The organism is Rhizobium sp. B21/90, from assembly GCF_019355815.1.
Lineage (GTDB): Bacteria > Pseudomonadota > Alphaproteobacteria > Rhizobiales > Rhizobiaceae > Rhizobium > Rhizobium rhododendri.
Genome location: NZ_CP072163.1, coordinates 835,730 through 862,442 on the forward strand (window position 1 = coordinate 835,730; position 26,713 = coordinate 862,442).

The following is a 26,713-nucleotide window of genomic DNA, read 5'->3' on the forward strand; positions in this document are numbered from 1 at the left end:
CGATGGCAGGCCTTGCGTCAGCCCAGTTTCACTCCGTTCGCCGTCACGTAGACCGCGTATAGCGATGTTGTTCCGGTGATGAACAGCCGATTGCCTTTCGGACCGCCGAAGGTGAGGTTGGACACGCCTTCGGGGATCCGGACCTTGCCGATCAGGGTGCCATCGGAATCGTAGACGTGAACGCCGTCACTCGCACTGGCCCAGATACGGCCCCTGCGATCGACCCTGAAGCCGTCGAACAGACCTGACGTGCACTCTGCAAAGACGCCGATATTTTCGAGCTTGCCATCGGCGGATACGGCAAGCTTACGGATATGACGCGGTCCGCCGCTGAGATGCGAAACGCCGGTGTCGGAAACGTAGAGAATGGATTCGTCCGGCGAGAATGCCAGCCCGTTCGGCTTGACGAAATCGGCGGCGACACGACGCGTTCCGGTCCGCGGATCATGGCAATAGACATGGCAACCGCCGATCTCCTCCTCGCCATAATCACCTTCGTAATCGGTCAGGATGCCGTAGGTCGGATCGGTGAACCAGATCGTGCCATCCGACTTCACGGTCACATCGTTCGGAGAATTCAGACGCTTGCCGTCGACCTGATCGGCGATGACAGTAATCTTGCCGTCGAAATCCGTCCGGGTGACCCGTCGCGTCAGATGCTCGCAGGTCACGAGCCGACCTTCGTTGTCGACGGTATTGCCGTTGGAATTGTTCGATGGCGACCGAAATACGGAGGTCTGACCGCTGGCTTCATCGTAGCGCATCATCCGATTGTTCGGAATGTCGGAGAACACCAGGTAACGTCCGGGGGCAAACCAGGCAGGCCCCTCCAACCAGCGGCCTCCTGTCCAGAGCCGCTCGACCCGCGCATGGCCGACAAAGCAGGCCTCGAAACGAGGATCGATAACTTCAAAGCCGCTGCCTTCGATTTCACCAAACATCGTCACCTCCATCTGCATTTCGGTTATCGATATCATTTTCTCCCGTCCAGCCAAGACCCTGACGTTGTCGGCGTCAAATTAGTTTGAGACAGATAACACAAGACCCTCAGAGATAGCCCTCTTGGCAATGCGCGCAGCGCGAGAGTGCGCAACTTTGCGATTGTGCGATGGTAGCGATAACTTTATTGGTGAACCTTGCTCGAAGCCGCGCGGTGTTTGGGGCAACCGATACGTATGGGGACACAGTGAAAAAACCAGCCGGGGGCAGGCCGAACGGCGCGCCGCGAGACATCCAGAAGCTGACGATGGCCGAGGTCGCCAAATATGTCGGCGTATCCGCGATGACAGTCTCGCGGGCTTTTCGGCAGGATGCCAGCGTCTCGGAGGAAACGCGCAAGCGGATCATGGATGCCGTCGATGCACTCGGCTACGTGCTTGACCAGTCGGCCGGCAGCCTGTCGTCCCGGCGCACCGGCTTCATTGCGGCGCTGGTGCCATCGATCAACAATTCCAACTTTTCCGACACCGCGCGGGGCATCACCGACGCGCTCGAAAATACCGGCCTGCAGCTGCTTCTCGGCTACACCGACTACGCGGCGGACAAGGAAGAAAAGCTTATCGAGGCGATGCTGCGCCGGCGCCCGGAAGGCATCATCCTGACCGGTGGATCGCACACGATGCGCGCGAGGCGCATGCTGGAAAATGCCAATATCCCGGTTGTCGAGACCTGGGAAATCCCGGAGAAGCCGCTCGGCCATGTCGTCGGTTTCTCGAATGGCGAGGCCATGTCGATGCTTGTGCGCGCGCTCGCCGACAAGGGTTACCGCAAGTTCGGCTATATCGGCGGCACCACGGCGCGCGACACGCGCGGCAGCCAGCGGCGCAGCGGATTCCTGAAGACGGTCGAGGAACTCGGGCTAGGACCTGGCCGCGTCATCTCCTTCGGCGTCCCGCCGATCACCATGCAGCAGGGCGCGCAGGCCATCGTCAGCATGCTCGAAAGCTGGCCCGACACGGAAGTCGTACTGTGCGTTTCCGACCTGTCGGCCTTCGGTGCGATGATGGAATGCCAGCGCCGCGGCATGCGCGTACCGGAAGACATTGCCATCGCCGGCTTCGGTGACTACGAGATCTCGTCGATCTGCCACCCGCGCATCACAACGATCAATGCCGATTGCTATGGCATCGGCAGCCAGGCGGCGGCAAAGCTGCTCGAAGCCATCCAGGGCGGAGAGCCGAAGGGCGACGAGATCACTCTCACCAGCTGCCGCGTCGTGTTGCGCGAAAGCGCCTGAGGCAAATCTAGAAGGCGATCTGCACCTTCATGGCCTTGCTTCGATCGTTCGCCGCCTCGAAGGCTGCCACCGCATCCTCGATCGGGAAAACCGCCGTCAGCAGCGGCTTCAGATCGACGCGCCCGCTGTTGATCAGATCGACCGCCAGAGCGAACTCCTCGTGGAACCGGAAGGTCCCGCGTATCTCGATTTCCTTGGCGACGATCATGTTCTGTGGCAGCGAGATGTCGCCGCCGAGGCCGAGCTGAACCAGCACGGCGCGCGGCGCCAACGCCTCCAGCCCTGCCCTGACCGCCCGTTCATTGCCGGACGCTTCGAACATCACATCGAAATAACCCTTGTCGGCACCATAGGCGGACAGATCTTGCGGGTTGGAAGCGACATTGATCGTCCGGTCAGCACCGATGGTCCGCGCCAGATTGAGAACATTGTCGACGACATCGGTGACGACGATTTCGCGGGCGCCGTGTGCCCGTGCCGCAATGATTGCGAGCGCGCCGATCGGTCCGCAGCCGGTCACCAGCACCCGCTTGCCGAGCAGCGAGCCTGCGCGGTTGACCGCATGCAGGACGACCGCGAACGGTTCGGCGAAGGCCGCTTCCTCGATGGAAACGCCGTCCTTGACCTTGTGGCACTGCCAGCCTTCCGCCACCAGTTGCTGGCGAAAGCCGCCCTGGATATGCGGCATCGGCATCGCGCTGCCGTAGAACTGCATGTTGAGGCATTGGTTCTGCTGCCCCTTGAGGCAATACCGGCAATGATTGCAAGGTCTGCTGGGCGAAACGGCGACGCGGTCGCCGACAGAGAGGCCAGTCACTCCTTCGCCGATGGCGTTGATGGTGCCGGCAATCTCATGCCCGAGGATCATCGGTTCGCGCAGCCGCACGGTGCCGAAGCCACCGTGATTGTAATAGTGCAGGTCGGAACCACAGATGCCGCCGGCCTGAATGGCAATGCCCACCTGTCCCGGCCCCGGCAATCCCGCCTGTACTTCCTCGATCCGAAGATCCTTGGCGGCGTGAATGACAAGTGCTTTCATCGTCTTACCTCAAACAATGGAGTAGGCCTCAAACAACCGGGGTGAGCAGTGTTGCGCCGGAGAAATGCGCCGCGAGATTGTCGCGAACGAGTTGGCCCATCGCCTGCCGCGTTTCCACCGTCCCGGACCCATGATGCGGATGCAGGACGACATTGTCGAGCGTCATGAAACGCGCGTCGATGTTGGGCTCGTTCCAGAACACATCGAGGCCCGCGGCCTGGATGGTTTTTTCCTGCAAGGCAGCAATCAAGGCCGCCTCATCGACGGTGGAACCCCTTGAGACATTAACCAGTATCCCTTGAGCTCCGAGGGCTGCCAGCACCGCGCCATCGACCAGATTTCGGGTAGCCTCCCCACCGGGAACGATGACCACCAGGAAATCGGCCCATTTCGCCAGCGCGATCAGGTCCGGTTCGAACGCGAAGGCAACGTCCGGGCGCTGGTTGCGGGAAAAGTATGCGATATCGCAGCCGAAGGCCGCGCCGCGCCGGGCGATGGCCTGGCCGATGCGCCCCATGCCGACGAGACCGAGCTTCTTGCCCGACACCCGCGTCACCAAAGGCATCGCGCCGTTGCGCCAGTCTCCGGCGCGCACGAACACATCTGCTTGCGCGATGCGCCTGGCTGCGGCCAGCAGCAATCCAATGGCAATATCGGCGACGTCATCGGTGAGAACATCGGGCGTATTGGTGACGCGAATGCCGCGGTCGCGGGCATAGGAAAGATCGATGGCGTCGGTGCCGACGCCGTAGCACGACACGATCTCGAGGTTCGGCAACGCCGCCATGAGTTCGGCGGAGGCGCCAAGCTCGCCCTTGGTGGCGATGGCACGAATGTCCTTGCCGACAGCCTTCAGCAGGGCCTGCCTGTCTTCGGCCTCCCACAGCCGATGGACGATATAATTTTCCTCCAGCGCCGTCATGTCCCAATCCGGATACACGCCGGTCATCAGGATATCTGCCTTCGGCATGTCTTGTCTCCCGTGAATTGTCGATTGATTATGTTATCGATAACATATAGTTCGGTTGGTCATGTCAAGGGATGATTTCTGCCCTGTCGATGCTAAACATTTCCAGATGACCGCAAGAATTGAAGGAGACGAGATGAGGAACCTGTTCGATCTGACCGGCCGGCGCGCGCTGATTACCGGGTCCAGCCAAGGCATCGGATACGCCCTGGCCGAGGGCCTCGCGAGCTATGGCGCGGAGGTGGTGATCAACGGCCGGACTTCATCGGCAGTGGCTGCCGCCGTCGAAACTCTGAGGGCAAAGGGCTTTGTTGCCCATGCATCCGTCTTCGACGTCACCAAAAAGGATGCGACGGATCAGGGCGTTGCGGAAATCGAGGCTGGCATCGGCGCCATCGACATCCTCATCAACAACGCCGGGATGCAGTTTCGCTCGCCACTGGAAGAGTTTCCGGCCGACAAGTGGGAGCTTTTGCTGGCAACAAACATTTCCAGCGTCTTCTACGTGGGCCAGGCGGTCGCCAAGGGCATGATCGCGCGCAAAGAGGGCAAGATCATCAACATCGCTTCGGTCCAGAGCGAGCTGGCAAGGCCCGGTATCGCGCCCTACACCGCAACCAAGGGCGCCGTGCGCAACCTGACGAGAGGGATGTGCGCCGACTGGGCAAAGCACGGCCTGCAGATCAACGCCATTGCCCCCGGCTACTTCAAGACACCGCTGAACCAGGCGCTGGTCGACAATCCGGAGTTCACATCGTGGCTCGAAAAGCGCACGCCGGCCGGACGCTGGGGCGATGTCGAGGAACTGATCGGCGCTGCCGTGTTCCTGTCCGGCAAAAGCTCTTCCTTCGTCAACGGCCACACGCTCTATGTCGATGGCGGCATCACCACTTGCCTTTGAGGTGAGGTATCGCCTGTAGAGGCAACGACGTTGGATTGCAAAGGAGGACATGATGGATAGTGACAGGGCAAGCGTTGCAGTGATCGGCGCCGGCATCATGGGAACGGCGATCGCCACCCGCCTGCTCGAGACGGGCCATGCGACATCTGCTTTCGATCTCAATCCTGATAAAGTCGCGGCCCTCGCAGACAAGGGCGCAACTCCCGCAAAGTCTGTCCGGGCCGCCGTCGAGACGAGCGCATTCTGCATTCTCAGCCTCAACCACGCCGACATCGTGCGGTCCGTCGTGTTCGGCGAGGACGGCGTGGCTGCTGCCGCCAGTGCCGACAAACTGGTGATCGACATGTCGTCCATCGACCCCGCCGAGACGACCTCGATAGCAACCCGACTGCGAGATGAGACAGGCATGGGCTGGGTGGACTGCCCGCTGTCCGGGGGGGTGCCGGGCGCGCTATCGGGACGGCTGACGATCATGGCGGGCGGCAGCGAGACCGATTTCGGGCGGGCCCGCGTCGTCATGCAGCATCTGGCTGCCAACTATACGCTGATGGGCGGATCAGGAGCCGGCCAGACAACGAAGCTCATTAACCAGCTCTTCTGCGCAGTGCTTTTCCAGGCCGTCGCGGAGGCTGTGAAGCTCGCCGAAGCCGGCGGAGTCGATCCGGCGGCAATCCCTGCGGCGTTGGCAGGCGGCAGGGCGGACAGCCGCATTCTGCAGGAATTCATGGGCAAGTTTGCCCAGCGGGATTTCTCGCCGACCGGGCGGATCGACAACATGTTGAAAGACCTGGATTCGCTGCAGGCCTTCGCACTGAAGACGAAAACACCCCTTCCGATGACGGGCGCTGTGGTGGAGATCCACCGGCTGCTGTGTGCCGCCGGTCTCGGCAGCCGCGACTCCGCAGAGATGATCCGCCTGCTCGACGGCTTCTCCGCCGCACCGTAAATTTCCACGCCGCAGGACGTTTTCCGTCGAGAACGGATTTTCGCTTGACCGGTTATCGATGTTATCGATAACATAAAACTCTGTATACGCGTGGCTTTGGGAGGAGCATCGGTGGAAGCGAAAAAACTACTGGAGTTCCAGACGATCACCAAGACGTTTGGCGGAACCCAAGCGCTCTGTGACGTCTCCTTCGATTTGCGCGAAGGCGAGATCCTGGCCCTGCTGGGCGAAAACGGCGCCGGCAAGTCGACGCTGATCAAGACGCTCGCCGGCATCTACAAGCCCGATACCGGCGACATCCTCTTTCGTGGCGAAAGCTATCATCACCGTCCGTCGCGGCCCAACCAACGCCAGCCGGTCGCCTTCATCCACCAGGATCTCGGCTTGATCGAGTGGATGACGGTCGGCGAGAACATGGGCCTGGCGCAAGGGTTCTCCATGCGTCGCGGCGTGATCGACTGGAAGCGGACGCAGGCGCGCGCCGAGGATGCGCTGAAACTGGTGGGCTGCCACTTCGATCCGACGACCCGGGTCTCGTCCCTCAGCAGGACGGAGAAGTCCCTCGTGGCGATTGCCCGCGCCCTTGCCGTCGAAGCCGACGTCCTTGTGCTCGACGAACCCACGGCAAGCCTGCCGGCAGACGAGGTCGAGCGGCTGTTCGACGCCATCAGGCCCCTCAAGGAGCGCGGCGTCGGGATGATCTACGTCTCGCACCGGCTGGACGAGATTTTCCGCATTGCCGACCGCGTCGCCGTCCTTCGAGATGGCAAGATGGTCGGCCAGAAGGCTGTCGCCGACACGACGCCCGACGACCTCGTAACGATGATCATCGGCCGCGCCAATCACGACCTGTTTGCCAAAAAGCCGGCCGTCGCCGGCAAGGCGATCGTCAAGGTCCGCAACCTCGCCTGCGCCGGCACCAGCCCGGTCTCTTTCGATATCCGTGAGGGCGAATTGCTCGGGCTGGTGGGATTGCGGGGCGCCGGACAGGAGTTGATCGGCCGCGCGCTGTTTGGCTGCGAGGGTTTTGCCGGCAGCGTGCTGCTGCATGACCAGACACCCGACCTGTCGAGCCCCCGAAGCGCCATGGCATCCGGAATCGGCCTGATCGCCCGCGACCGGACGGAGGAATCGGTCGCCATGCCGTTATCGGTGCGCGAAAACACCTACCTCAATCCCGGTGCATCGGGCCGGGGATTGCTGTCCTTTCTCTCCCCCCGACGCGAAGCCGATCTTGCCTCGGCCATCGGTCGTTCCGTCGGCCTGCGACCCAACGATCCCGACTTGCCTGTCGAAGCTCTATCCGGCGGCAATCAGCAGAAGGTCGTCGTCGCCCGCTGGCTGGCGACCGGGCGTAAGTTGCTGGTTGCCGAGGATCCGACCGCTGGTGTCGATGTCGGCGCCCGTGCCGATATCTACCGCCTTATCACCCAGGCGCTGGATGCCGGGCTTGCCGTCGTCGTCGTTTCCACCGATTTCGAGGAAATCGCCCACATCTGCCACAGAGCCCTTGTCTTTTCGCGCGGCAGGATCGTCAGCGAACTGGCCGGCAATGCGCTGACGACGGAAGCGGTCATCACAGCTGCGTCCGCGTCCGAAGCCGCATGAACATTCAGGAGGAAAGCCATGCAATCCATTGAATCAACCGCGCTGGAGCCGACGAAGGGCGAAATGGCGGGATTGTCGACCAGCCAGAAGATCGGCCGGCTTATCCCCGTCTACGGACTGGTAATCCTGACCGTCGTGCTGATCCTGCTGTTCTCGCTGCTGCTGCCGGCGACTTTCCCGACACTTCTCAACGTTCGCTCCATCGTGTCGGACAAGGCGATCATCGCGCTGCTGTCGCTGGCCGCGATGATCCCGATGGCGTCGGGCCGCATAGACCTGACCGTCGGTTACGGCATCGTGCTCTGGCACATCCTTGCCATCAGTCTGCAGACCGCCTACGGCCTTCCCTGGCCAGTGGCCGTCCTCATCGTGCTGGCGCTCGGCACCATCACGGGCTTCCTGAACGGACTGCTGGTGGAGGTCGCCAAGATCGACAGCTTTATCGCGACGCTCGGAACAGGCACCGTCCTCTACGCGCTGGCGCTTTGGCACACCGGCGGCCGCCAGGTTGTCGGCGTCCTGCCGCACGGCTTTTATGCACTGAACGGAACGATGCTGTTCGGCCTGCCGATCACTGGCTTTTACGTCCTCGGCATCGCCATCTGCATGTGGGTCGTGCTCGAATACCTGCCGGTCGGGCGATATCTCTACGCAATCGGCGCCAACCCGAAGGCCGCAGCCCTCAATGGCATTCCGGTGCGCAAGTTCGTGATCGGTGCCTTCGTGACGTCGGGACTGTTGGCGGCGCTCACCGGCGTACTTCTGGCCTCGAAGCTGCGCATCGGCCAGGCGAGCGTCGGGCTCGAATATCTGCTGCCGGCCCTCGTCGGCGCCTTCCTCGGCTCGACGACGATCAAGCCCGGACGCGTCAACGTCTGGGGGACGCTCATCGGCGTCATCATCCTGGCGGTCGGGATTTCCGGCATCCAGCAATTCGGCGGCTCCTTCTTCATCGAGCCGCTCTTCAACGGGGTCACCCTGCTTATTGCCATCGGCATAGCCGGTTACGCCCAGCGCAAGCGCGGCGCCGTGAGGAGGATCACGCCCGCGCCCAAGTAGACTACGCCGGGATCAACACCGGTACATCAAAACCAAAATGGAGGAGTGAACATGAAGCGTAGAACGATGTTGCAGGCGACGGTCGCAGCGCTTGCCCTGATGACCAGCCTGCCGGCGCTTGCCGACCCTATGTCCGATGCGAAAGCGGTCGTCGACAAATATGCATCCAAGGCGAGTGCATGGGATGGCCCGACCACCGGACCCAAGGGCGCAGCCGGCAAGTCGATCGTCATCCTTGCCGGCGACATGAAGAACGGCGGCATTCTCGGCGTCGTCAACGGCGTCCAGGAGGCGGCAGGATCGCTCGGCTGGAAAGTGACCGCGCTCGACGGCGCCGGCTCGATCGGCGGCCGGACGGCAGCCTTCGGCCAGGCGATGGCGCTGAAGCCGGATGGCATCATCATCGACGGTTTCGACGCTATCGAGCAGAAGCCGGCGATGGAGCAGGCAAAGGCTGCCGGCATTCCGATGGTCTCCTGGCATGCGGCATCGAATGTCGGTCCCGTCCCGGAAGTCGGCGTGTTCGCCAATGTCACCACCGACGCCATGGAGGTCTCCAAGGCTGCGGCCGACTGGGCATTCGTCGATGCAGGCGGCAAGCCCGGCGTCGTCATCTTCACGGACAGCACCTATGCGATTGCCATCGCCAAGGCCGACCGGATGAAAAAGGAAATCGAGAGCCTCGGCGGCACCGTGCTCGAATATGTCGATACGCCGATCGCCGAAACCTCGCAACGCATGCCGCAGCTGACGACATCGCTGCTGCAGAAATACGGGGAGAAGTGGACGCATTCGCTGGCGATCAATGACCTTTATTTCGACTTCATGGGTCCCTCGCTGGCATCGGCCGGCATCGAGGGAGACGGCAAGCCGGTGAATGTCGCCGCCGGCGACGGCTCGGAAAGCGCCTACCAGCGCATTCGCGCCAAGCAATACCAGGCAGTCACGGTGGCCGAGCCGCTCACCCTGCAGGGATGGCAACTGGTCGACGAACTAAACCGCGCCTTCGCCGGGGTCGCATGGTCCGGCTACGTTTCGCCGCTGCATGTGGTCACGACAGCCAATGTCGAATTCGACGGAGGCCCGAAGAACAGCTTCGATCCCGACAACGGCTATCGGGATCACTACAAGGCAATCTGGGGCAAATAACGTCGCCATGCGGGGCGCGGCCGATGCCTGCGCCCCGCGCTCCGGGCACAGACGGAGCCGCGCCCTCACATCAACCAATTTGGAAAAGTCGATGATCGTTCGATATGCTTTGTTCGAAGGCGAAATCCATGCCGGCAAGGAGGCCGAATTCCGTGCCTTCGTGAAAGAAAAACTGGTGCCGCTCTGGACGCAGTTCCCGGGCGCCAAGGAAGTTCGCGTCCTCGATGGCTTCGATCGCGATGAAGGGGCGCCGGTCTATGCAATGGCCCTTGCAGTTCGCTACCCCGACATGGATGCCGTTGATGCCGCACTTCGCTCGGATGTCCGCTACCAAAGCCGCGAGGTCAGTGGCGAACTTCTGAAGATGTTCACAGGCCGGGTACACCACCACCTGTTTACCGCAAACGATTATGCGCCGGCGGGCCTTTGAGCTAACATGACACATACCGCATCGTTTACAGGATGAAAGCATGATGGATGGCCGGGTTGCAGTTGTCACGGGCGCAGGTTCAGGGATCGGAAGAGCGGTAGCGCTGGCGCTCCTGGGGGATGGCTACGTCGTTGCGCTCGCCGGTCGCCGTGCGGAGCCGCTGGAAGAAACAGCCTCTCTGGCCATGGCGGGCATACCGTTGATCGTTCCGACAGATGTCACCGACCCGGCGTCGGTCGACGCGCTCTTTGCCGAACTGGAGGCTAAGGCAGGGCGGCTGGACGTGCTGTTCAACAATGCCGGCGTGGGTGCGCCCACGACGAATTTCGGCGACGTGACGTTCGAGCAATGGCAAGCCGTCATTTCCGTCAACATCAACGGAATGTTTCTCTGTGCCAACCGGGCCTACCGCATGATGCGCGACCAGACGCCACGGGGCGGACGCATCATCAACAACGGCTCGATCTCGGCCCACACGCCGCGGCCAGGCTCAGCACCCTATACGGCCTCCAAGCACGCTGTGACCGGCCTCACCAAATCGATCAGCCTCGACGGGCGCATCCACAACATCGTTGCCTCGCAGATCGATATCGGCAACGCCGCCACGGATATGACGACGCGCATGGCCAAGGGCGTGCCACAGGCGGATGGCACGATTGCTGTCGAACCCACCATGGACGTCGCAACCGTGGGTGCCACCGTCCTCAATATGGCGAAAATGAGCCTCGACGCCAACGTCCAGTTCATCACCATCATGGCCTCGAGCATGCCGTTCATAGGGCGGGGATAAGGCTCGGAACCCTCCGCACCTGGGTCGATGGTGACGGGATACGACTGCCAGCAAAAAAGATGGCGCCATGTTTTCACACAGGGCGCCATCGTGTTTTAGGTTGGTAATCTCGGGAGACCTAGCGCGCGGCGATTTGCTTCAGGAGCTTGCAGAGAGCAGCCAGACCGGGATCGGCATTTCCGGCTCCGAAGGTCTTGCAGCGGGTGAGGACGAGCTTCTGCTGAGTGGGCGACATCCCCTGGTACGCGATAGCAGCGCGTCGGGTTGCCGCCCGACCGCCCAGACCCGAGCCTACACCTGCATTGTTGCCAGATCCAAGACCAGTCCCGCTGGTGTTGCCGCCGCCGATGGATCCGGTGCTGCCACCGCCGGTGGATCCGTTGCCGCCGCCGCCGGTGGATCCGTTGCCGCCGCCGCCAGTGGATCCATTGCCGCCGCCGCCGGATCCACCAATTGACGCTCCGACACCCGCACTGACGCCATTGCCGCCTCCAACCGACGCACCGACACCAGCATTGACACCGCTTGACCCACCAATCGAGGCAGTTGCTCCCGCGTTCACGCCTTGCGCACCACCGATCGATGCTCCGGCTCCGGCATTAACACCATTGGTACCGCCTACATTTGCGCCGACACCGGCATTCACACCGGTGGAGCCGCCGACGTTCGCACCGACGCCGGCATTAATGCCGCCGACGGAAGCGCCCACGCCGACGCCCAGTCCACGACCTCCGCCGAGTGATACCCCGCCGCCGAGGCCAAGGCCTCCGCGGTTGGAGCCGCCCTGTTGGGCCTGTACGGATACCACAGTTGCCGCAGATAGAAGAACGGCAAGCGAAATGCTCTTTCTGAGATTCTGCATGATTATCATCCTCGTTGGTTTAGCCCGTGACTGATGTCACTGGCGGGACTAGGTCGAGGAGCGCGCGCTTCCTGTTGAAACGGAGTGATAGCGGGTGCTATCGATCCGTCACAATGTAAACGTGTTATGCATTACTAATGTTTCACTCTCTTATGGACCTGAGAGCGCTTCAGTCGATCATGGTGAACTCAGCATTAACAGTCCTTCGGAACGCTCCAGAGTGGGACGTTCTCAACACTTGGCCCTCGCGGCTCCTCTGTGGCGGTTGCCCCAGATACCGCCAGCTTTCCGGCCGTCATGACGTAGCACTGGTCGAAGACGCCCGACGGCGGCTTTGCGTGCGTGGCAAGGATGACCGTTTTTCCTGTCGCCAGATTGCAGAGATCCTCGAAAAACGCGCGCTCTGTCTCCGGATCGAGATTGGACGTCGGTTCGTCCAAAACGAGGATTTGAGCTTTCGAGAGAAGCGCGCGCGCAAGACACAGGCGACGCGCCTGTCCGGCGGACAGTGTCCAGCCCTTTTCGCCGACATAGCCATCCAGCTGGTCTGGCAGCCGCCGGACGACGTCGCCGAGGCGGACCGCGTCGAGCATGTGCCAGAGACGCTCGCTGCTTGCGCCGGGATCGCCCATCAGCAGATTGTCCCGCAGGCTTCCCATGAAGACTTGCGTATCCTGGGTCAGAAGCGCGATGCGCCGATGCAGTTCGTCCTGCCTCAGCCAACGAAGATCGATATCGCCGAGTGTGATCGTGCCAGCCTGCGGATCGAAGAGGCGAAGCAGCAGCGCCATCAACGTCGACTTGCCGGAGCCGCTGGCACCGAGGATCACGACGCGGGACCCTGTGGCGACCTTAAAACTGACATCCACCAGGATCGTCCTGTCGGCATGATGCCCGAAACGCACGCCGTGGAAGGCGATGTCGTTGCCTTCCGGCATTGCCACCGGTCGCCCGGGATCAACCACCGCAGGCGGGCTGTCGGCGACTGCCCGTATCTGTTCGGCCGCAGCAATAGAGGAGCTCAGGCGCGAGACGCTGCGAACGATTGCACCGGTCGCCTCGAAGCTTGCAAGCGTCGCCAGCAGCAGACCGACCAGCAGCGGGCCGCCGATATCGCCACGCTGAAAGCTCTGGATGCCGAACCACAGCACGCCGACCAGCGCCGTGCCGGCCAGAAGCTGGACCATGGCGCTGGCAATGCTTCCCCGTAACGCGAGACGCCGCCGCGCCGATCCCACGGCGTTCGCGGCATCGTCGAACTGCTTCTCTGCCATGGCGATCTGGTCGAAGACGATGAAGTCCGCCAGCCCGTCCATGCTTTGCAGGGCGGCGCTGCGGACTGCAGCCGATGCCGCGATCACGGACCGCCCCTGCGCCAGTGTCGCTCCAACGAGGACGGCGGGCACCGCCAGGGTCGCAGTTGCAAGCGTCACCGCATAGACCACTGCCCCCGCGGGTATGTACCAGCCGAGGATCGCACTCATCGTCGCCCCGAGCACCAGCGCCGTCAGCATCGGGCCAATGGCCACCAGAAACGCCGTGTCGAGCGTATCGATGTCGGCCGTCAGCCGGCTGACGAGGTCGCCGTGGCTGATACCGGTGTCCTTGAGCGGCATACGGGGTATCAGCCGCGAAAACAGCCAACCCCGGAGATCGGCAAGCAGCCACAGCGTTGCATCGTGACCGACGAGCTTTTCTCCATAGCGGGCGCCGATGCGGATCAATGAAAAGCCGCGGATCAGCGACGACGGCCCGAACAGGTTGAAACTCGCAGCTGCGGTCGTCAGGGCAGCCGCAGTCAGGAACCATCCGGAAACGCCAAGCAGTGCCATGCCGGCAACGAGCGTCAGCGCACCAAGGCCGAAGGCGAGGCCGAACCGCAGTGCCCGGGTGCGAAACAGCGGCAGGAAGGACATGAGGGCTATCATGCGGCATTCTCCTCGAACGCGAGCAATACCTTCGGCCTTGGCTTTACGACCGGCACGATATCGCCGCCGGCGACGCGGAATACATGGAAGAAGCGCTCGGCCACGGCGAGCGAATGGGTGGCGACCAGCAGGGTTCGACCGCGTGCAAAGACCTGCAGCGCATCGAGAACGCGGCTCTCGGTTTCGCGGTCGAGATGCGCCGTCGGCTCATCGAGAACAATCAGGCCGGGGTCGCGCAGGAAAATCCTTGCCAGAGCGATCCGCTGCGCCTCGCCGCCGGACACGCCCCGCCCGCCCGCGCCGATTGCCGTATTGAGCCCGTCGGGCAGGGCGTTGGTGAATCCAAGGACGCCCGCGAGTTCTGCCGCGCGGGAAAGATCGCTTTCGCTTGCCAGTCGCGCGCCGAAACGAATGTTATCGGCGATTGTCCCCGCAAACAGCATAGGCCGCTGGCCAAGGAAGGCCACCGCATTGCGCAGCCCGGCGGGGTCAATAGACTGTAGCTCATGTCCTTCAAGACAGATGCGTCCCTCGAAGGCCCTGAGCCCGACAATGGCTTCCAGTAACGTCGACTTTCCGATGCCGCTCTCGCCGAGGAGCGCCGCATGGCTGCCGGCAGCAAGGGACAGGGTGGCATTTTCAAGCAGCCGCCGCCCGCCGTCCGGGGTGGCAAGCCCGAGATGGGAAGCGGCAACAGCGATCGCCCCTCCCCTCAGCGGCATCGAGGCCGGCCGGCTGGATGTTTCGACGCCGTTTTCCGGGAGATCGCCAAACAGCGCGGCGATCTCGACGATGGCCGCCTTGGCGGATTGCCGGTCGTGATAGTGGGCAGCGAGCAGCCGCAGCGGCTGATAGACCTCGGGCGCCATCAGCAGACAGAACAAACCTGCCTGCAGCGTAAAAGGCGCCACCCTGATATGGACGAAACCGAGATAGCTGAGGCCGACATAGAGGGCGACGCCGGCGACGCCGAGCGCCGCAAAGAATTCCAGCACAGCCGACGAAAGGAACGCGATGCGCAGCACGCGCAAGGTCCGCAGCCGCAGGTCATGGCTAGCATCCAGCACCTTCGTCGTCTCACTCTCGGCCCGGCCGAACAGTTTGAGCGTCACGATACCGCGCAAACGGTCGGCGAAGAAGCCGGACAGGCGGGACATCGCCTGCGCCTGGGCATCGGTGGCTGCCTGCGCGCCCCATCCGACCAGTGCCATGAAGATGGGAATGAGCGGCGCAGTCAGCAGGAACAACAGTGCCACGGTCCAGTCGACCGGCATGACGGCCATGGCAAAGACGATGGGCAGCACAGCCGCCTGGATCATCGCCGGGACAAACCGGGCGAAATAGCCATCCAGCGCATCCGTCTGGTCGATGACTGCGGAACTGAGTGCACCCGAGGAGCGCAGCGCCATCCAGTCCGGCCGCTGATCGAAGATGTGGCGATGCAGCAGTCGGCGCAGATACAGCTTGATACGTTCGGCGGCGACGATACCGGCGCTCTCGGCGCCGAGCCCCAGCCCGATCCGCGCGATGAAGATGCCGATGAACAAGCCGACAGCCGGAAGCACCTCCGTGACAGACTGCCGCGACACGATGACCCGACCGAGGATCTCGGAAAGCAGCAGGGCCTGCCCCACCAGCAGCATCCCGGATAACATCGGCAGGGCACAGGCAACCACCATGGCCTTGCCGCCATGCCGCTGAAGCCGGGATAACCACTGTCTTTGATTGATACCGTGTTCTGCCGTCATCGCTGCCCTCAACCGCCGCAGCAGGCTCTCTATCCTGCGAAGGCCATGCCGTTTTCACTGTCACAGTCAGTGCCCGAGCCGCCGGGGGGAGGCATTGACATAAATCAATGCGTGTCCTCGGGGCTGGGCGTAGCAACCTGCAGGCCCGGCATCCGGCCGGCACACTGATAGGAACGCGCGCATGATCGACTTCACCGTTGTGGATTTGGCACGCCTGCAATTTGCGGCGACCGCACTTTACCATTTTCTCTTTGTCCCGCTGACGCTGGGACTGTCCTTCCTCATGGCGATCATGGAAAGCGTCTACGTGATGACCGGCCGTGAAGTCTGGCGGCGCATGACGCTCTTCTGGGGCACCCTGTTCGGCATCAACTTTGCAATGGGCGTCGCGACAGGCATAGTCATGGAGTTCCAGTTCGGCATGAACTGGAGCTATTACAGCCATTATGTCGGCGACGTCTTCGGTGCGCCGCTTGCCATCGAGGGGCTGATGGCCTTCTTCCTGGAGGCAACCTTTATCGGCCTCTTCTTCTTCGGCTGGGACCGTCTGCCGAAGGCCGGCCATCTGGTCGTCACCTGGCTGGTCGCGCTCGGCGCCAATTTCTCGGCCCTGTGGATCCTGATCGCCAACGGCTGGATGCAGAACCCGGTCGGCTCCACCTTCAATCCAGACACGATGCGCATGGAAGTGTCCGATTTCGCCGCCGTGCTGTTCAATCCGGTGGCACAGGCAAAATTCGTTCATACCGTCAGTGCCGGCTATACCACGGGGGCCATGTTCGTCATGGCTGTCAGCGCCTGGTTCATGCTGCGCGGCCGCCACCTCGACCTTGCCAAGCGCTCCATGGCCGTCGCCGCCAGCTTCGGCATCGCCTCGGCCTTATCGGTCGTCGTGCTCGGTGACGAAAGCGGCTATGTCGCCACAGAACACCAGAAGATGAAGATCGCCGCCATCGAGGCGATGTGGCACACCGAGCCTGCACCGGCCGGCCTCACCCTGTTCGCGATACCCGGCAAGGACGGCAACCGCTTCGAGGTCAAGATCCCCTGGGTGCTGGGGCTCATGACGACGCGTAGCCTCAATACCGAAGTCCAGGGCATCCTGCCGCTGGTCGACCATGCCAAAGAGCGTATCCGCAACGGCCTGCTGGCGTCCGCCGATCTCGACGCGATCCGCAAGGATCCGAAGGACCAGGCCGCACGGGCAGCCTTTGCCAAGAACTGGCCGGATCTCGGCTATGCCCTGCTGCTCAAACGCTACCGCGAGGACATCGTCAACGCCACGCCCGATGAGATCGACCAGGCCGCCCGCGATACCATCCCCGACGTCGGCACGCTGTTCTGGACGTTCCGCATCATGGTGGCGCTCGGCCTCTACATGATCGTGTTCTTCGCCACCGCTTTTGTGCTCAGCAGCCTCCACAAGCTTGGAAACAACAGGACGCTGCTCAGGATAGCGCTCTGGAGCATGCCGGTCCCGTGGCTCGCCATCGAATCCGGCTGGCTGGTGGCGGAATATGGCCGTCAGCCCTGGGCTATCGAGGGTGTGCTGCCGACATTCTATGCCGCCTCGGGTCTCAGCGTGATCGACATGCTGATCAGCCTCGGCTTCTTCCTGGTCCTCTATACCGCCCTTCTGGTCGTCATGATCATTCTGATGCTGAAGACCATCAAGGCCGGCCCCGGGGACTACGCCATGCTCGACGGATCCGCCGAACCAATTCAGATGCCTAAAAGCGCGGCCGCCTAACCTCAAGCGCAGAGAGAACGATGATGAACACGATTCCCCTCGACTATGAAATACTGCGAATGATCTGGTGGGCCCTGCTCGGCATCCTGTTGATGGGCTTTGCCATCATGGGCGGCAACGATCTCGGCGTCGGCGCCCTGCTCCCCTTCGTTGCCCGCACGGACGAAGAGCGGCGCGTCGTCATCAACCTTCTCGGCCCGACCTGGGAAGGCAACCAGGTCTGGTTGGTGCTGGGTGGCGGCGCCATCTTCGCCGCCTGGCCGGCCCTCTATGCCGTCTCCTTCTCCGGCTTCTATCTCGCCATGATCGCTATTCTTCTGGCACTCATCCTGCGTCCGGTCGCCTTCAAGTTCCGCGGCAAGATGAAAGATCCGACATGGCGGGCAACCTGGGACTGGGCTCTGTTCATCGGCGGCTTTGTGCCGGCGCTGATCTTCGGCGTGGCCGTAGGCAATGTCCTGCTCGGCGTCCCCTTCGACCTCGACGGAACCCTGCGCGCCAGCTACACCGGCAACTTCTTCGGGCTGCTGCGTCCCTTCGCGCTGCTCGCTGGCCTGCTTAGTGTCTCCATGCTGGTTGCCCATGGCGCAGCGCTCATCACGCTGAGGACAGAGGGCCAGGTTGCGGAGCGGGCGCGCCTCTATGGTCGTGCGGCTGCGCTGGCAAGCATTGTGCTGTTTGCTATGGGCGGTCTCTGGGTTGGCATTGGTATGGATGGCTATGTCGTATCCAGCGTCCAGGATGCGCTTGGCCCTTCCAATCCGCTGTCGAAGACGGTCGTCCTCGTCTCGGGCGGCTGGCTCAGCAACTACGGCACTCATCCCTGGATGATTGCGGCCCCCGCCCTTGGCTTCCTCGGCTCCCTGCTGGCACTCGTCTGCCTTTCCGGTGGAGCCTTGAAAACAGCATTGCTGGGCACGACAATCGCCATCGTCGGCATCATTTCGACGGCCGGCCTGTCGCTTTTTCCCTTCCTGCTGCCAAGCTCCATCCATCCGGCAGCCAGCCTGACGGTCTGGGATGCATCGTCGAGCCACCTGACGCTCTTCATCATGCTGATCGCCACGATTATCTTCCTGCCGATCATTCTCATCTACACGGGCTTCGTCTTCCGCGTCATGCGTGGCACGGTGACGACAGCCTCGCTCGGCCGCAACCCCAACGCCTACTAAGGAGACAACGATATGTGGTATTTCACCTGGATCCTCGGCGTCGGGCTGGCCTGTTCCTTCGCGATCCTCAATGCAATGTGGTTCGAGATGCGCGAGGATCGTCAGCTCGCGCTCGTCCCCGTCAAGCCTGACCGGGACCGCGACGTAAAATGAGCAGCGGCGACGATATCGTACGGCGCTATGCAGCCCTTGCCGTGCCGCGCTACACATCCTATCCGACGGCTGCGGAATTTTCAGCGGCCGTCACTCCGGATCACCACGCCCGCTGGCTCGGGCGCGTGGGTGCCGGTCAACGAGTATCCGTCTACCTGCACGTCCCCTATTGCCGCGAGCTTTGTTTCTATTGCGGCTGCCATACCAAGCTCACCCGCCGCGAGGATGTCATCGACGCCTACAGGCAGGCGCTGGAGACGGAAATCGAGACGGTCGCCGGTCATCTCGGCGGCAGACCCAGTGTTGTCCGGTTGCACTGGGGCGGCGGCACACCGAGCATTCTCGGCGCGTCCGGCATGAAATCCGTGCTGGACGTCCTGCACAGCCACTTCACATTCGAAAAGGCCGGCGAACACGCGATCGAACTCGACCCACGCTATGTCGACCAAGCGCTGGCTGCCGACCTTCGTGCGATGGGCATCAACAGGGCCAGCCTCGGTGTCCAGGACACCGCCCCGCAGGTGCAGGCCGCGATCGGGCGCATCCAGCCGATCGAAACCGTGCAGTCCGCCGTCGCCCATCTGCGGACCGCTGGAATCGACCGACTGAATTTCGACCTTATCTACGGCCTCCCGAAGCAGACGGTATCCTCGTTGACGCAGACCTGTCAGACAGTCGCCGAACTGCGTCCGGATCGCATCGCATGCTATGGTTACGCCCATATGCCGGACCGCCGGGCCAACCAGCGCCAGATAGACGGCAGCGCCCTCCCCACTTCGGCCGAGCGCATCGAGCAAGCGGCAACCGTCTTCTCGGAACTCCTGCGGCATGGCTATGAGGCAGTCGGGCTCGACCATTTCGCCAGGCCGGATGACAGCCTTGCCATCGCGTCCCACGGGCAGCGGCTGCACCGCAACTTCCAGGGCTATACCGATGACGACTGCCCGATGCTTCTCGGCTTCGGCGCCTCGGCGATATCGAGGCTTCCGGATGGATACGTCCAGAACATGGCGGACAATCCGCGCTATTGTCGAACGGTGGGAGAGAAAAAGCTGGCCAGCATCCGTGGCTGCCTGATGGACACCGATGACCAGGTACGGGCGAAAATCATCGAATCCCTGATGTGCAATTTTCGCGTCGACCTTGGCAAGGTCGCTGGCGGAAAGGATTTCGCGGACGAATTCACCGCACTTCAGCCAATGATCGACGACGGACTGGTCGTTGTGCAGGAGGGTGTTGTGGCAATGACCGCAGCAGGACGCGCTGTCGTTCGTGTCGCGGCAGCGATCTTCGACCGCCACCGATGGGACACGACCAGCCGCTTCAGTCTTGCAGTCTGAGGTCCGGGCACAGCATGCGGGTCTCTCGTCAGAATGGCTGGGCTGACGCTGTCTCTGCGGTCTGAGGGGTTTGGCCGCTCAGGCGGCCCATGCACTGGACGAACTCCGGATAAAGCGTCTGCACGCGCGACATTGGCACGGTCCAGTCCGGCTCATTTCCGGAAAACGTCAGCTGCACGTCGGGCCTGCCCTGAAACGCATCGGTGACCAGCCGCCTGATGGGACCGTCGCTGGTCTTGCCATCCTTGGTCCAGACCTGCAGCGTCCTGGCATCGAAGAAGGCGGCAGGCGCGACGATGCGTCGGGTGCCATCGACAATGGTGACGGTGGTCTTGGTTCCTGCGGGGATGGACCAGCCATCCCTGGAGACGAGCCAGCGCGTCGTATCGCGGCTAGCGCGGAATTCCACGGTCTTGCCGAGGTGACTGTCCCAGAGAAGCCGACAGTATGGCGCATCCGTTCCGACGTCGAAGCCGACGGACCACTGGTTGAGCTGTGCCGTCCACTGGGTCTCAGCGGCAGCGAGGCCCGGAAACACAAGCGACGCGATCATCACGGCATAACGGTAAAGGCGCATCGACATGTCAGGCTCCAGCGTGGTTTCGGGCAGGCTAGCGCAAAGGGGTCAACGTTTTGTCAATTCGCACCGACAACGTCCGTCCAGCACCCCGCCGGTATCAGTCGAGCAATTCCCGCAGTCGCACCGCAAGTTCGCGTGCCGTGTAGGGCTTCTTCAGCCAGCTGGCGTCGTTCGACATTTCGCCCTCGGCGATTTGCGGCGACGCATAGCCGGAGGTGAACAGGATCCTGACGTCGGGCCGCAGCAGGCGCGCGCGCTCCGCCAGCTTGTCGCCCGTCATGCCACCCGGCATGGCGATATCGGTCAGGATCAGTGCGATCTCGGGCGTCTTTTCGAACTGGGTGAGCGCATCCGGGCCGTTTGCAGCCTCCAGAACCCGGTAACCGGCCTCCTCCAGCCGCGCCACGACGATGCGGCGCACGCGCGGATCGTCTTCGGCGACCAGGATAAGTTCGCTGCCGCGCGGGCCATCGCCGACCTCGGCCGCGACGGCCATCTCGGGAGGCTGAGCATAGCGCAAGACGGGAAGGAATATCCGAACATTGGTGCCGGACCCCTCGATACTTTCAAGCTCGACATGCCCGCCCGACTGCTTGGCGAAACCATAGACCATGCTGAGGCCGAGACCCGTCCCTGCACCCATGGCCTTGGTCGTGAAAAACGGCTCGAATGCATGCTTGCGGATATCTTCTGGCATTCCCTCGCCGGTGTCAGCCACCGAGATCAGCACGTAATCGCCTGTGCGAACATGGGGATAGCGTGTGACGTAGTCTACATCCAGCCGGACGCGACTGATCTCGATCGTCAGCCGCCCGCCTTCGCTCATTGCATCCCGGGCGTTCAATGTCAGGTTCAAAAGCGCATTCTGCAGCTGCGATGTATCGACCCGCGCCAGATTGGAAGACCCGGAGACGACGGTGCGCAGTTCGACGGTTTCGCCGAGCGTCCTTCGCAAGAGGTCGGAAAAGCTGCCGACCAGCTTGCCGATATCGGCGGGCTTTGGATGCAACGGCTGCCTTCGACCGAAGGCAAGCAGTTGCGCCGTGAGCTTCGCGCCGTCCTCGGCTGCATACTGCGCCTCGCGCAACAGCGACAGCTGCCCCTCGTCGTGCAGCTTGGCTTCCAGCATTTCGAGATTGCCGCTGATCACAGTCAGCAGATTGTTGAAATCGTGGGCAAGGCCGCCTGTCAGCTGCCCGACGGCTTCCATCTTCTGCGCCTGGCGCAATTCTTCCTCAATCCGGTGCCGGCTGGTCAGGTCGCGGATGAACCCGGTAAAAATCCGCTCGCCGTTCGAAATGGCCTCGCCAACGGAGAGCTCCATCGGAAACAGCGTTCCGTCCTTGCGCTGGCCGGTGACGACGCGCCCGTAGCCGATGATGCGCCGCTCGCCGGTGGTCATATAGTGAGACAGATATCCGTCATGGGCGTTGCGATCGGGCTGCGGCATGAGGTCGCGAACGTTCCGCCCGCAGATCTCTGCTGCTCCATAGCCGAAAAGGCGCTCGGCAGCGGCGCTGAAAGATGTGATCTTCCCGACGTCGTCGATGACCACCATGGCCTCCGGCACCGTCTCCAGAATGGAGCTGAGATGGACCTCCCGGCTTGCAAGCTCGCCCTGCGCATGGCGCAGGGCCGTAACGTCGTTGTTAGTCTGGAAAATGACGCGCGTGCCGTCGCCCTCCCGCACGGCGATCACGCAGCGACTTGCGACATGAAGCACCTGTCCGTCCTTGCGCCTCTGCCTGACTTCGCCGGTCCACACGCCGTTGGCGAGCAGGTCACGTTGCACCTCGTCGGCCGGGACTGCGAATTCCGTCGCCAGCAGATCATGGACAAGCCGGCCGAGCGCCTCCTCGCGCTTCCAGCCGTATAGCTCCTCGCATCCGCCGGTCCAGCGGGTCACGACCCCGTCCAGTCCGTGGACGATGATGGTCGCGCCGTCGAGGATGCGCTCGATCTCGCCTTTTCCCAGATCGTCGGAACCGCGATGTGCCGTGAAACTGTCTATCATGCCTCTATCCCGACGGTCAGCAATTGGCCAACTGGCGTCTCTTGTCATCCGGTGTGTTGTTATTGTCTGCATCGCAATCTCCCGCAAGCAAGGAAAGCCTGTTCAACCTCACTTCAATGCTGTGCCTGCCAACCGGACTGATAACGCCTGCTATCGTCAGTCTGGTGATGTTGCGCGAAACGGTCTCGATCGTCAGGCCCAGAAAGTCGGCTATGTCCTGGCGGCTCATGGGCAGGTCAACTGTCATTCTGGACTCTGCAGCGCGCTCGTGCCGGCGGGCCAGCATCAGGAAAAAGCTGCAAAGGCGCTCCTCGGCGGATTTCCGACCGAGCAGAACCATGTGATCCTGCGCTGCCGCCATTTCTTCGCACAACTTCGCAAACAGCTTCGGCTGCAGTCCGGCGTCCTCGTTGATCGCCTGCTGGAAATGGAGCCGCGAGCAGCGGCGTACCCTCGCCGATGTCACGGCCTCTGCCGTATACAGATAGAGATTGCGAAACGAGAGGCCGATGATGTCGCCGGGGAAGAGAAATCCGGTGATGATGCGACGGCCATCGGCAATGATCTTGCAGACCCGAAACAGACCCTCGGTCACCTCGAAAATGTGGCTTGCCTTGTCACCCTCCCAGAACAGGGCATCGCCGGCATCGAGCATTTCCTGGGGCCGCCACTGGAAGGCGCAGGAGAGTGTCGAGGGGCCGCCCGGAGTCATTCGGACTACGTTGGTCGAAAGATGATGAGCACTTTCCGAAAACATGGGTCAAACCTCTGTTCATTTTCACCAGAGCAATTGACCCGTCGCCCGTTACGTAGGAACGATGCCGCTGTGATAAACAGTGCCAAATTGTAACGGACTGTAACAGCCGCCCCGCGTTTACGATCGGCGACGCCATGCCTGATGATTTGATTTCGAAAATTCATATCCTTGTCGTCGATGACGACCCGCGAATTTGCCAGATGCTGCAGCGGTATTTCGAGGAAGAAGGCTACGGGGTCACCGTTGCCCATGACGGCAAATCGATGAAGCGGGCCATGACGACGATGGCATTCGACGCCATACTTCTCGACCTCGTGCTGCCCGGCGACGATGGACTGACGCTGGCGCGGGATATCCGGGCCGGCTCCGACATTCCGATCATCATGCTGACCGGCCGGGACGATGTCATCGACCGGATCGTCGGACTGGAGATCGGTGCCGACGATTACATCGCAAAACCCTTTCACCTGCGGGAAGTCCTTGCCCGCGTCCGGACGATCCTGCGCCGCCGTCGTCCAATGCCGGCAGCCCCGGTAGAGGTGAGGGAGCTGATCCGTTTCGACGGCTTTACACTGGACATCGACCGGCGCGTCCTGTCCTCGAGCGACCATGCTAACATCGAGTTGACGACGGGTGAGTTCGACATGCTCGCGGTTCTGGCGAGAAGCCCCCGACGGGTCCTGACGCGTCAGGCCCTCATGGACATGACCCGGGGCCGCAATCTCGAAGCCTTCGACCGGACGATCGACGCCCAAATCGCCCGTCTGCGCAAGAAGATCGAGCGCGATCCGAAAAAGCCGGAAATTATCAAGTCGGTGCGGGGCATCGGCTACGTGTTCAGCGGCCGCGACGACAGCAGCGAATGAGGGCGACGGTCATTCGCTGCCATTATCTTGATGACTGCTAGTCCGACCAGACCCAATCCTTGATCTCTGGCAGGTCGTCGAAGTGCGCGCGGATATAGCGATCGTGCTCTTTTAGCATCTCGGTGCAGAGGGTCGCAATTTCTCCATGCTCGATCAGCGCGCCCGGCACATAGCGCAGGACATCCAGGCAGAGATGCAGCCTGCTGATCCTGTTCAGAACCACCATGTCGAATGGCGTCGTCGTCGTTCCCTCCTCGAGATAACCGCGAACGTGGAAGCGATCATGGGCGTCACGTCCATGCAGCAGATCGTGGATGACGCCGGGGTAGCCGTGGAAGGTGAAAATGACCGGCGCCGTCTGCGTGAAGATGTCGGTGAAATCGGCATCCGTCATGCCATGGGGATGGCGGTCAGCCGGTGACAGCCGCATCAGGTCGACCACGTTGACAACACGCACCTTGAGGCCGGGCGCGTGCTTCCGGAGCATCCAGGCAGCGGCTATCGTCTCCTGCGTCGGGATGTCGCCGGCGCAGGCCAGCACGACATCCGGTTCGTCCGGCTGGTTGCTGTACATGTCCCAGACGCTGGCGCCCTTGGCACAATGGACCTTGGCTTCGTCTATCGTCAGCCATTGCAACTGCGGCTGCTTGTCGATGACGATCAGGTTCAGGTAGTTGACGCTTCTGAGGCAATGATCGGCAACCGACAGCAGGCAATTGGCATCGGCCGGCAGATAGACGCGCGCTACGGTCCGCTTGCGGTGGATGACGGTATCGATGAAGCCGGGCCCCTGATGGCTGAAACCGTTATGATCGTTGCGCCAGCAGGTGGAGGTCAGCAAGTAATTGAGCGACGGAACGTCGGCGCGCCATGGCACCCGCTTTGCGTGTTCGAGCCACTTGCCGTGCTGCATCGACATGGAATCGACGATCATGGCGAAGGCCTCGTAAGTCGCAAACAGGCCGTGACGGCCGGTCAGCGTGTAGCCCTCCAGCCAGCCGTGGCAGCAGTGCTCGCTGAGTACTTCCATCACCCGCCCATCATGCGACACGTGATCGTCACCGGGCAGGATCTCGCTGACCAGGCATCGGTCGGAAACGTCGAAGATGGCGCCGAGCCGGTTCGAATTGGTCTCATCGGGGCAGAACAGCCGGAAATTATGCGGGTTGTCCTCGTAGATATCGCGCAGATAGTTGCCGAGAACGCTGGTAGAGCCGATGCGTTGGCGGGCACGCTCCTCGAACTTGAACTGATAGTTCTCGAAATCCCGTAGTTTCAAAGGCACCGTCAGCAGGCCGCCATTGGCGTTGGGGTTGGAGCCCATGCGGCGATTGCCGGCAGGTGCAAGATCGGCAAATTCCGCGCGGAAGCATCCCGCGTCATCGAAAAGCTCCTCCGGCTTGTAGCTGCGAAGCCAATCATCGAGGATTTGAAGATGCTCCGGCTTGGTCAGGACGTCCGAAACGGGCACCTGATGGGCGCGGAACGTGCCTTCGATCTGCAGGCCGTCGACAACCTTCGGTCCCGTCCAGCCTTTTGGCGTCCGCAAGACGATCACCGGCCATTGCGGTCGCCCATGCGAGGCACCGCTGCGTGCCTTCGACTGGATCTCGCGGATCTCCAGCACCGCAGTTTCGAGCACCGACGCAAATGCCTGGTGGACTTTTTCGGGCACATCGCCCTCGACGAAATAGGGCTTGTAACCCTGGCCCTCGAAGAATTTGGTCAGGTCCTCGTCGCTGTGCCTGGCCCAGACCGTCGGGCCGGAAATCTTGTAGCCGTTGAGATGCAGGATCGGCAGCACCGCGCCGTCACGGGTGGGATTGATGAAATCGATGCTCTTCCAGCTGCCCGCAAGCGGCCCGGTCTCGGCTTCGCCATCGCCGACGACGGCGGCGACCAGCAGGTCCGGATTGTCCATGACGGCGCCAAAAGCGTGCACCAGCACATAGCCGAGTTCACCGCCCTCGTGGATCGAGCCGGGCGTCGGGACGCTGACATGGCTCGGAACGCCCCCGGGCGTCGAGAACTGCCGGAAGAGCCGCAGCATGCCTGCTTCGTCGCGGGTAATGTCAGGATAGAACTCCGTATAGCTGCCTTCCAGCCAGACGTTGGCGATCAAGGCAGGGCCCCCATGGCCGGGGCCTGCCATATAGATCGTGTCCAGATCGTATTTCTTGATCAGCCGATTGAGGTGGACATAGATCAGGTTGAGGCCGGGCGACGTTCCCCAGTGGCCGAGCAGCCGCGGCTTGATATGGTCTACGGTCAGCTCTTCGCGCAGCAGGGGATTTGCGGACAGGTAGATCTGACCGATGTTGAGGTAGTTCGCCGCCCGCCACCAGGCATCCATGCAGTGAAGTTCTTCGGCACTGAGCGGCATTGCTACCGACTTTGTGTTCCCGTCCATCGTGATCC

The 26,713-nt window shown here is 62.2% G+C and carries 23 protein-coding genes; 13 read left to right on the forward strand and 10 right to left on the reverse strand.

The genetic code is table 11. The annotated features are described in order from the left end of the window. Positions 1-17: 17 nt before the first annotated feature. Positions 18-941, reverse strand: a complete 924-nt coding sequence (locus J5278_RS22015; RefSeq protein ID WP_209186500.1) for an SMP-30/gluconolactonase/LRE family protein — start codon at positions 939-941, stop codon at positions 18-20. A gap of 305 nt (positions 942-1,246) precedes the next feature. Between J5278_RS22015 and J5278_RS22020 the strand changes: the two genes are divergently transcribed. Beyond that, positions 1,247-2,236, forward strand: a complete 990-nt coding sequence (locus J5278_RS22020; protein ID WP_142831010.1) for a LacI family DNA-binding transcriptional regulator — start codon at positions 1,247-1,249, stop codon at positions 2,234-2,236. 7 nt (positions 2,237-2,243) lie between these two features. Here the strand turns inward: J5278_RS22020 and J5278_RS22025 are convergent, their stop codons facing one another. Together J5278_RS22025 and J5278_RS22030 are read right to left on the reverse strand one after the other, a co-directional pair. Next, positions 2,244-3,275 carry an L-idonate 5-dehydrogenase gene (locus tag J5278_RS22025; RefSeq protein ID WP_142830966.1) on the reverse strand — a complete coding sequence of 344 codons (1,032 nt, stop codon included), beginning with the start codon at positions 3,273-3,275 and terminating at the stop codon, positions 2,244-2,246. 28 nt (positions 3,276-3,303) lie between these two features. Further along, positions 3,304-4,245, reverse strand: a complete 942-nt coding sequence (locus tag J5278_RS22030; protein WP_219259155.1) for a 2-hydroxyacid dehydrogenase — start codon at positions 4,243-4,245, stop codon at positions 3,304-3,306. 133 nt (positions 4,246-4,378) lie between these two features. Between J5278_RS22030 and J5278_RS22035 the strand changes: the two genes are divergently transcribed. From J5278_RS22035 to J5278_RS22065, 7 genes are all read left to right on the forward strand, one after another. Further along, on the forward strand, positions 4,379-5,143 hold the full coding sequence (locus J5278_RS22035; protein ID WP_142830964.1) for an SDR family oxidoreductase: 765 nt from the start codon (positions 4,379-4,381) through the stop codon (positions 5,141-5,143). A gap of 49 nt (positions 5,144-5,192) precedes the next feature. Beyond that, positions 5,193-6,089 carry an NAD(P)-dependent oxidoreductase gene (locus tag J5278_RS22040; protein ID WP_209186446.1) on the forward strand — a complete coding sequence of 299 codons (897 nt, stop codon included), beginning with the start codon at positions 5,193-5,195 and terminating at the stop codon, positions 6,087-6,089. A 111-nt stretch (positions 6,090-6,200) separates the two neighbouring features. Beyond that, on the forward strand, positions 6,201-7,697 hold the full coding sequence (locus J5278_RS22045; RefSeq protein WP_219259157.1) for a sugar ABC transporter ATP-binding protein: 1,497 nt from the start codon (positions 6,201-6,203) through the stop codon (positions 7,695-7,697). Positions 7,698-7,715: 18 nt separating this feature from the next. Next, positions 7,716-8,756, forward strand: a complete 1,041-nt coding sequence (locus J5278_RS22050) for an ABC transporter permease (protein WP_142830961.1) — start codon at positions 7,716-7,718, stop codon at positions 8,754-8,756. A gap of 51 nt (positions 8,757-8,807) precedes the next feature. Beyond that, positions 8,808-9,905 (forward strand): substrate-binding domain-containing protein, encoded by a 1,098-nt coding sequence (locus J5278_RS22055; RefSeq protein WP_142830960.1) that lies wholly within the window; start codon positions 8,808-8,810, stop codon positions 9,903-9,905. 91 nt (positions 9,906-9,996) lie between these two features. Further along, positions 9,997-10,335 (forward strand): hypothetical protein, encoded by a 339-nt coding sequence (locus tag J5278_RS22060; protein WP_143123115.1) that lies wholly within the window; start codon positions 9,997-9,999, stop codon positions 10,333-10,335. A gap of 43 nt (positions 10,336-10,378) precedes the next feature. After that, positions 10,379-11,125 (forward strand): SDR family oxidoreductase, encoded by a 747-nt coding sequence (locus tag J5278_RS22065; RefSeq protein WP_143123181.1) that lies wholly within the window; start codon positions 10,379-10,381, stop codon positions 11,123-11,125. 118 nt (positions 11,126-11,243) lie between these two features. Here the strand turns inward: J5278_RS22065 and J5278_RS22070 are convergent, their stop codons facing one another. The 3 genes from J5278_RS22070 to cydD form a co-directional block, all read right to left on the reverse strand. After that, on the reverse strand, positions 11,244-11,987 hold the full coding sequence (locus J5278_RS22070; RefSeq protein WP_219259159.1) for a hypothetical protein: 744 nt from the start codon (positions 11,985-11,987) through the stop codon (positions 11,244-11,246). Between the two features lie 194 nt (positions 11,988-12,181). After that, positions 12,182-13,915: a thiol reductant ABC exporter subunit CydC gene (gene cydC / locus J5278_RS22075; RefSeq protein WP_219259161.1), complete on the reverse strand. Its 1,734-nt coding sequence runs from the start codon at positions 13,913-13,915 to the stop codon at positions 12,182-12,184. Continuing rightward, a complete protein-coding gene (cydD, locus tag J5278_RS22080; protein WP_209186439.1) occupies positions 13,912-15,663 on the reverse strand; it encodes a thiol reductant ABC exporter subunit CydD in 1,752 nt (583 codons plus the stop codon). Before cydD ends, cydC begins: the two co-directional genes overlap by 4 nt. A gap of 184 nt (positions 15,664-15,847) precedes the next feature. On the opposite strand from cydD, the gene J5278_RS22085 reads away from it, so the two are divergent. The 4 genes from J5278_RS22085 to hemN are packed head-to-tail and all read left to right on the forward strand — an operon-like array spanning position 15,848 to position 20,078. Then, positions 15,848-17,413 (forward strand): cytochrome ubiquinol oxidase subunit I, encoded by a 1,566-nt coding sequence (locus tag J5278_RS22085; RefSeq protein WP_202617192.1) that lies wholly within the window; start codon positions 15,848-15,850, stop codon positions 17,411-17,413. A 23-nt stretch (positions 17,414-17,436) separates the two neighbouring features. After that, a complete protein-coding gene (cydB, locus tag J5278_RS22090; protein ID WP_142830955.1) occupies positions 17,437-18,585 on the forward strand; it encodes a cytochrome d ubiquinol oxidase subunit II in 1,149 nt (382 codons plus the stop codon). A gap of 12 nt (positions 18,586-18,597) precedes the next feature. Beyond that, a complete protein-coding gene (gene cydX, locus J5278_RS22095) occupies positions 18,598-18,738 on the forward strand; it encodes a cytochrome bd-I oxidase subunit CydX (protein ID WP_143123119.1) in 141 nt (46 codons plus the stop codon). Beyond that, positions 18,735-20,078, forward strand: a complete 1,344-nt coding sequence (gene hemN, locus J5278_RS22100; protein WP_219259163.1) for an oxygen-independent coproporphyrinogen III oxidase — start codon at positions 18,735-18,737, stop codon at positions 20,076-20,078. Before cydX ends, hemN begins: the two co-directional genes overlap by 4 nt. Before the next feature lie 28 nt (positions 20,079-20,106). Here hemN and J5278_RS22105 read toward each other — a convergent pair whose 3' ends face one another. The 3 genes from J5278_RS22105 to J5278_RS22115 all read right to left on the reverse strand — a co-directional run bounded on the left by J5278_RS22105 (position 20,107) and on the right by J5278_RS22115 (position 23,429). Beyond that, complete coding sequence (locus tag J5278_RS22105; RefSeq protein WP_142830952.1) at positions 20,107-20,661, reverse strand: hypothetical protein; 555 nt, start codon at positions 20,659-20,661, stop codon at positions 20,107-20,109. A 94-nt stretch (positions 20,662-20,755) separates the two neighbouring features. Next, positions 20,756-22,672 (reverse strand): PAS domain-containing sensor histidine kinase, encoded by a 1,917-nt coding sequence (locus J5278_RS22110; RefSeq protein ID WP_219258339.1) that lies wholly within the window; start codon positions 22,670-22,672, stop codon positions 20,756-20,758. Positions 22,673-22,688: 16 nt separating this feature from the next. After that, on the reverse strand, positions 22,689-23,429 hold the full coding sequence (locus J5278_RS22115) for a helix-turn-helix domain-containing protein (protein WP_224128394.1): 741 nt from the start codon (positions 23,427-23,429) through the stop codon (positions 22,689-22,691). A 134-nt stretch (positions 23,430-23,563) separates the two neighbouring features. On the opposite strand from J5278_RS22115, the gene J5278_RS22120 reads away from it, so the two are divergent. After that, positions 23,564-24,295: a response regulator gene (locus tag J5278_RS22120; protein WP_142830950.1), complete on the forward strand. Its 732-nt coding sequence runs from the start codon at positions 23,564-23,566 to the stop codon at positions 24,293-24,295. Between the two features lie 37 nt (positions 24,296-24,332). Here J5278_RS22120 and J5278_RS22125 read toward each other — a convergent pair whose 3' ends face one another. Beyond that, positions 24,333-26,705, reverse strand: a complete 2,373-nt coding sequence (locus tag J5278_RS22125) for a phosphoketolase (protein ID WP_257623409.1) — start codon at positions 26,703-26,705, stop codon at positions 24,333-24,335. Positions 26,706-26,713 lie beyond the last annotated feature (8 nt).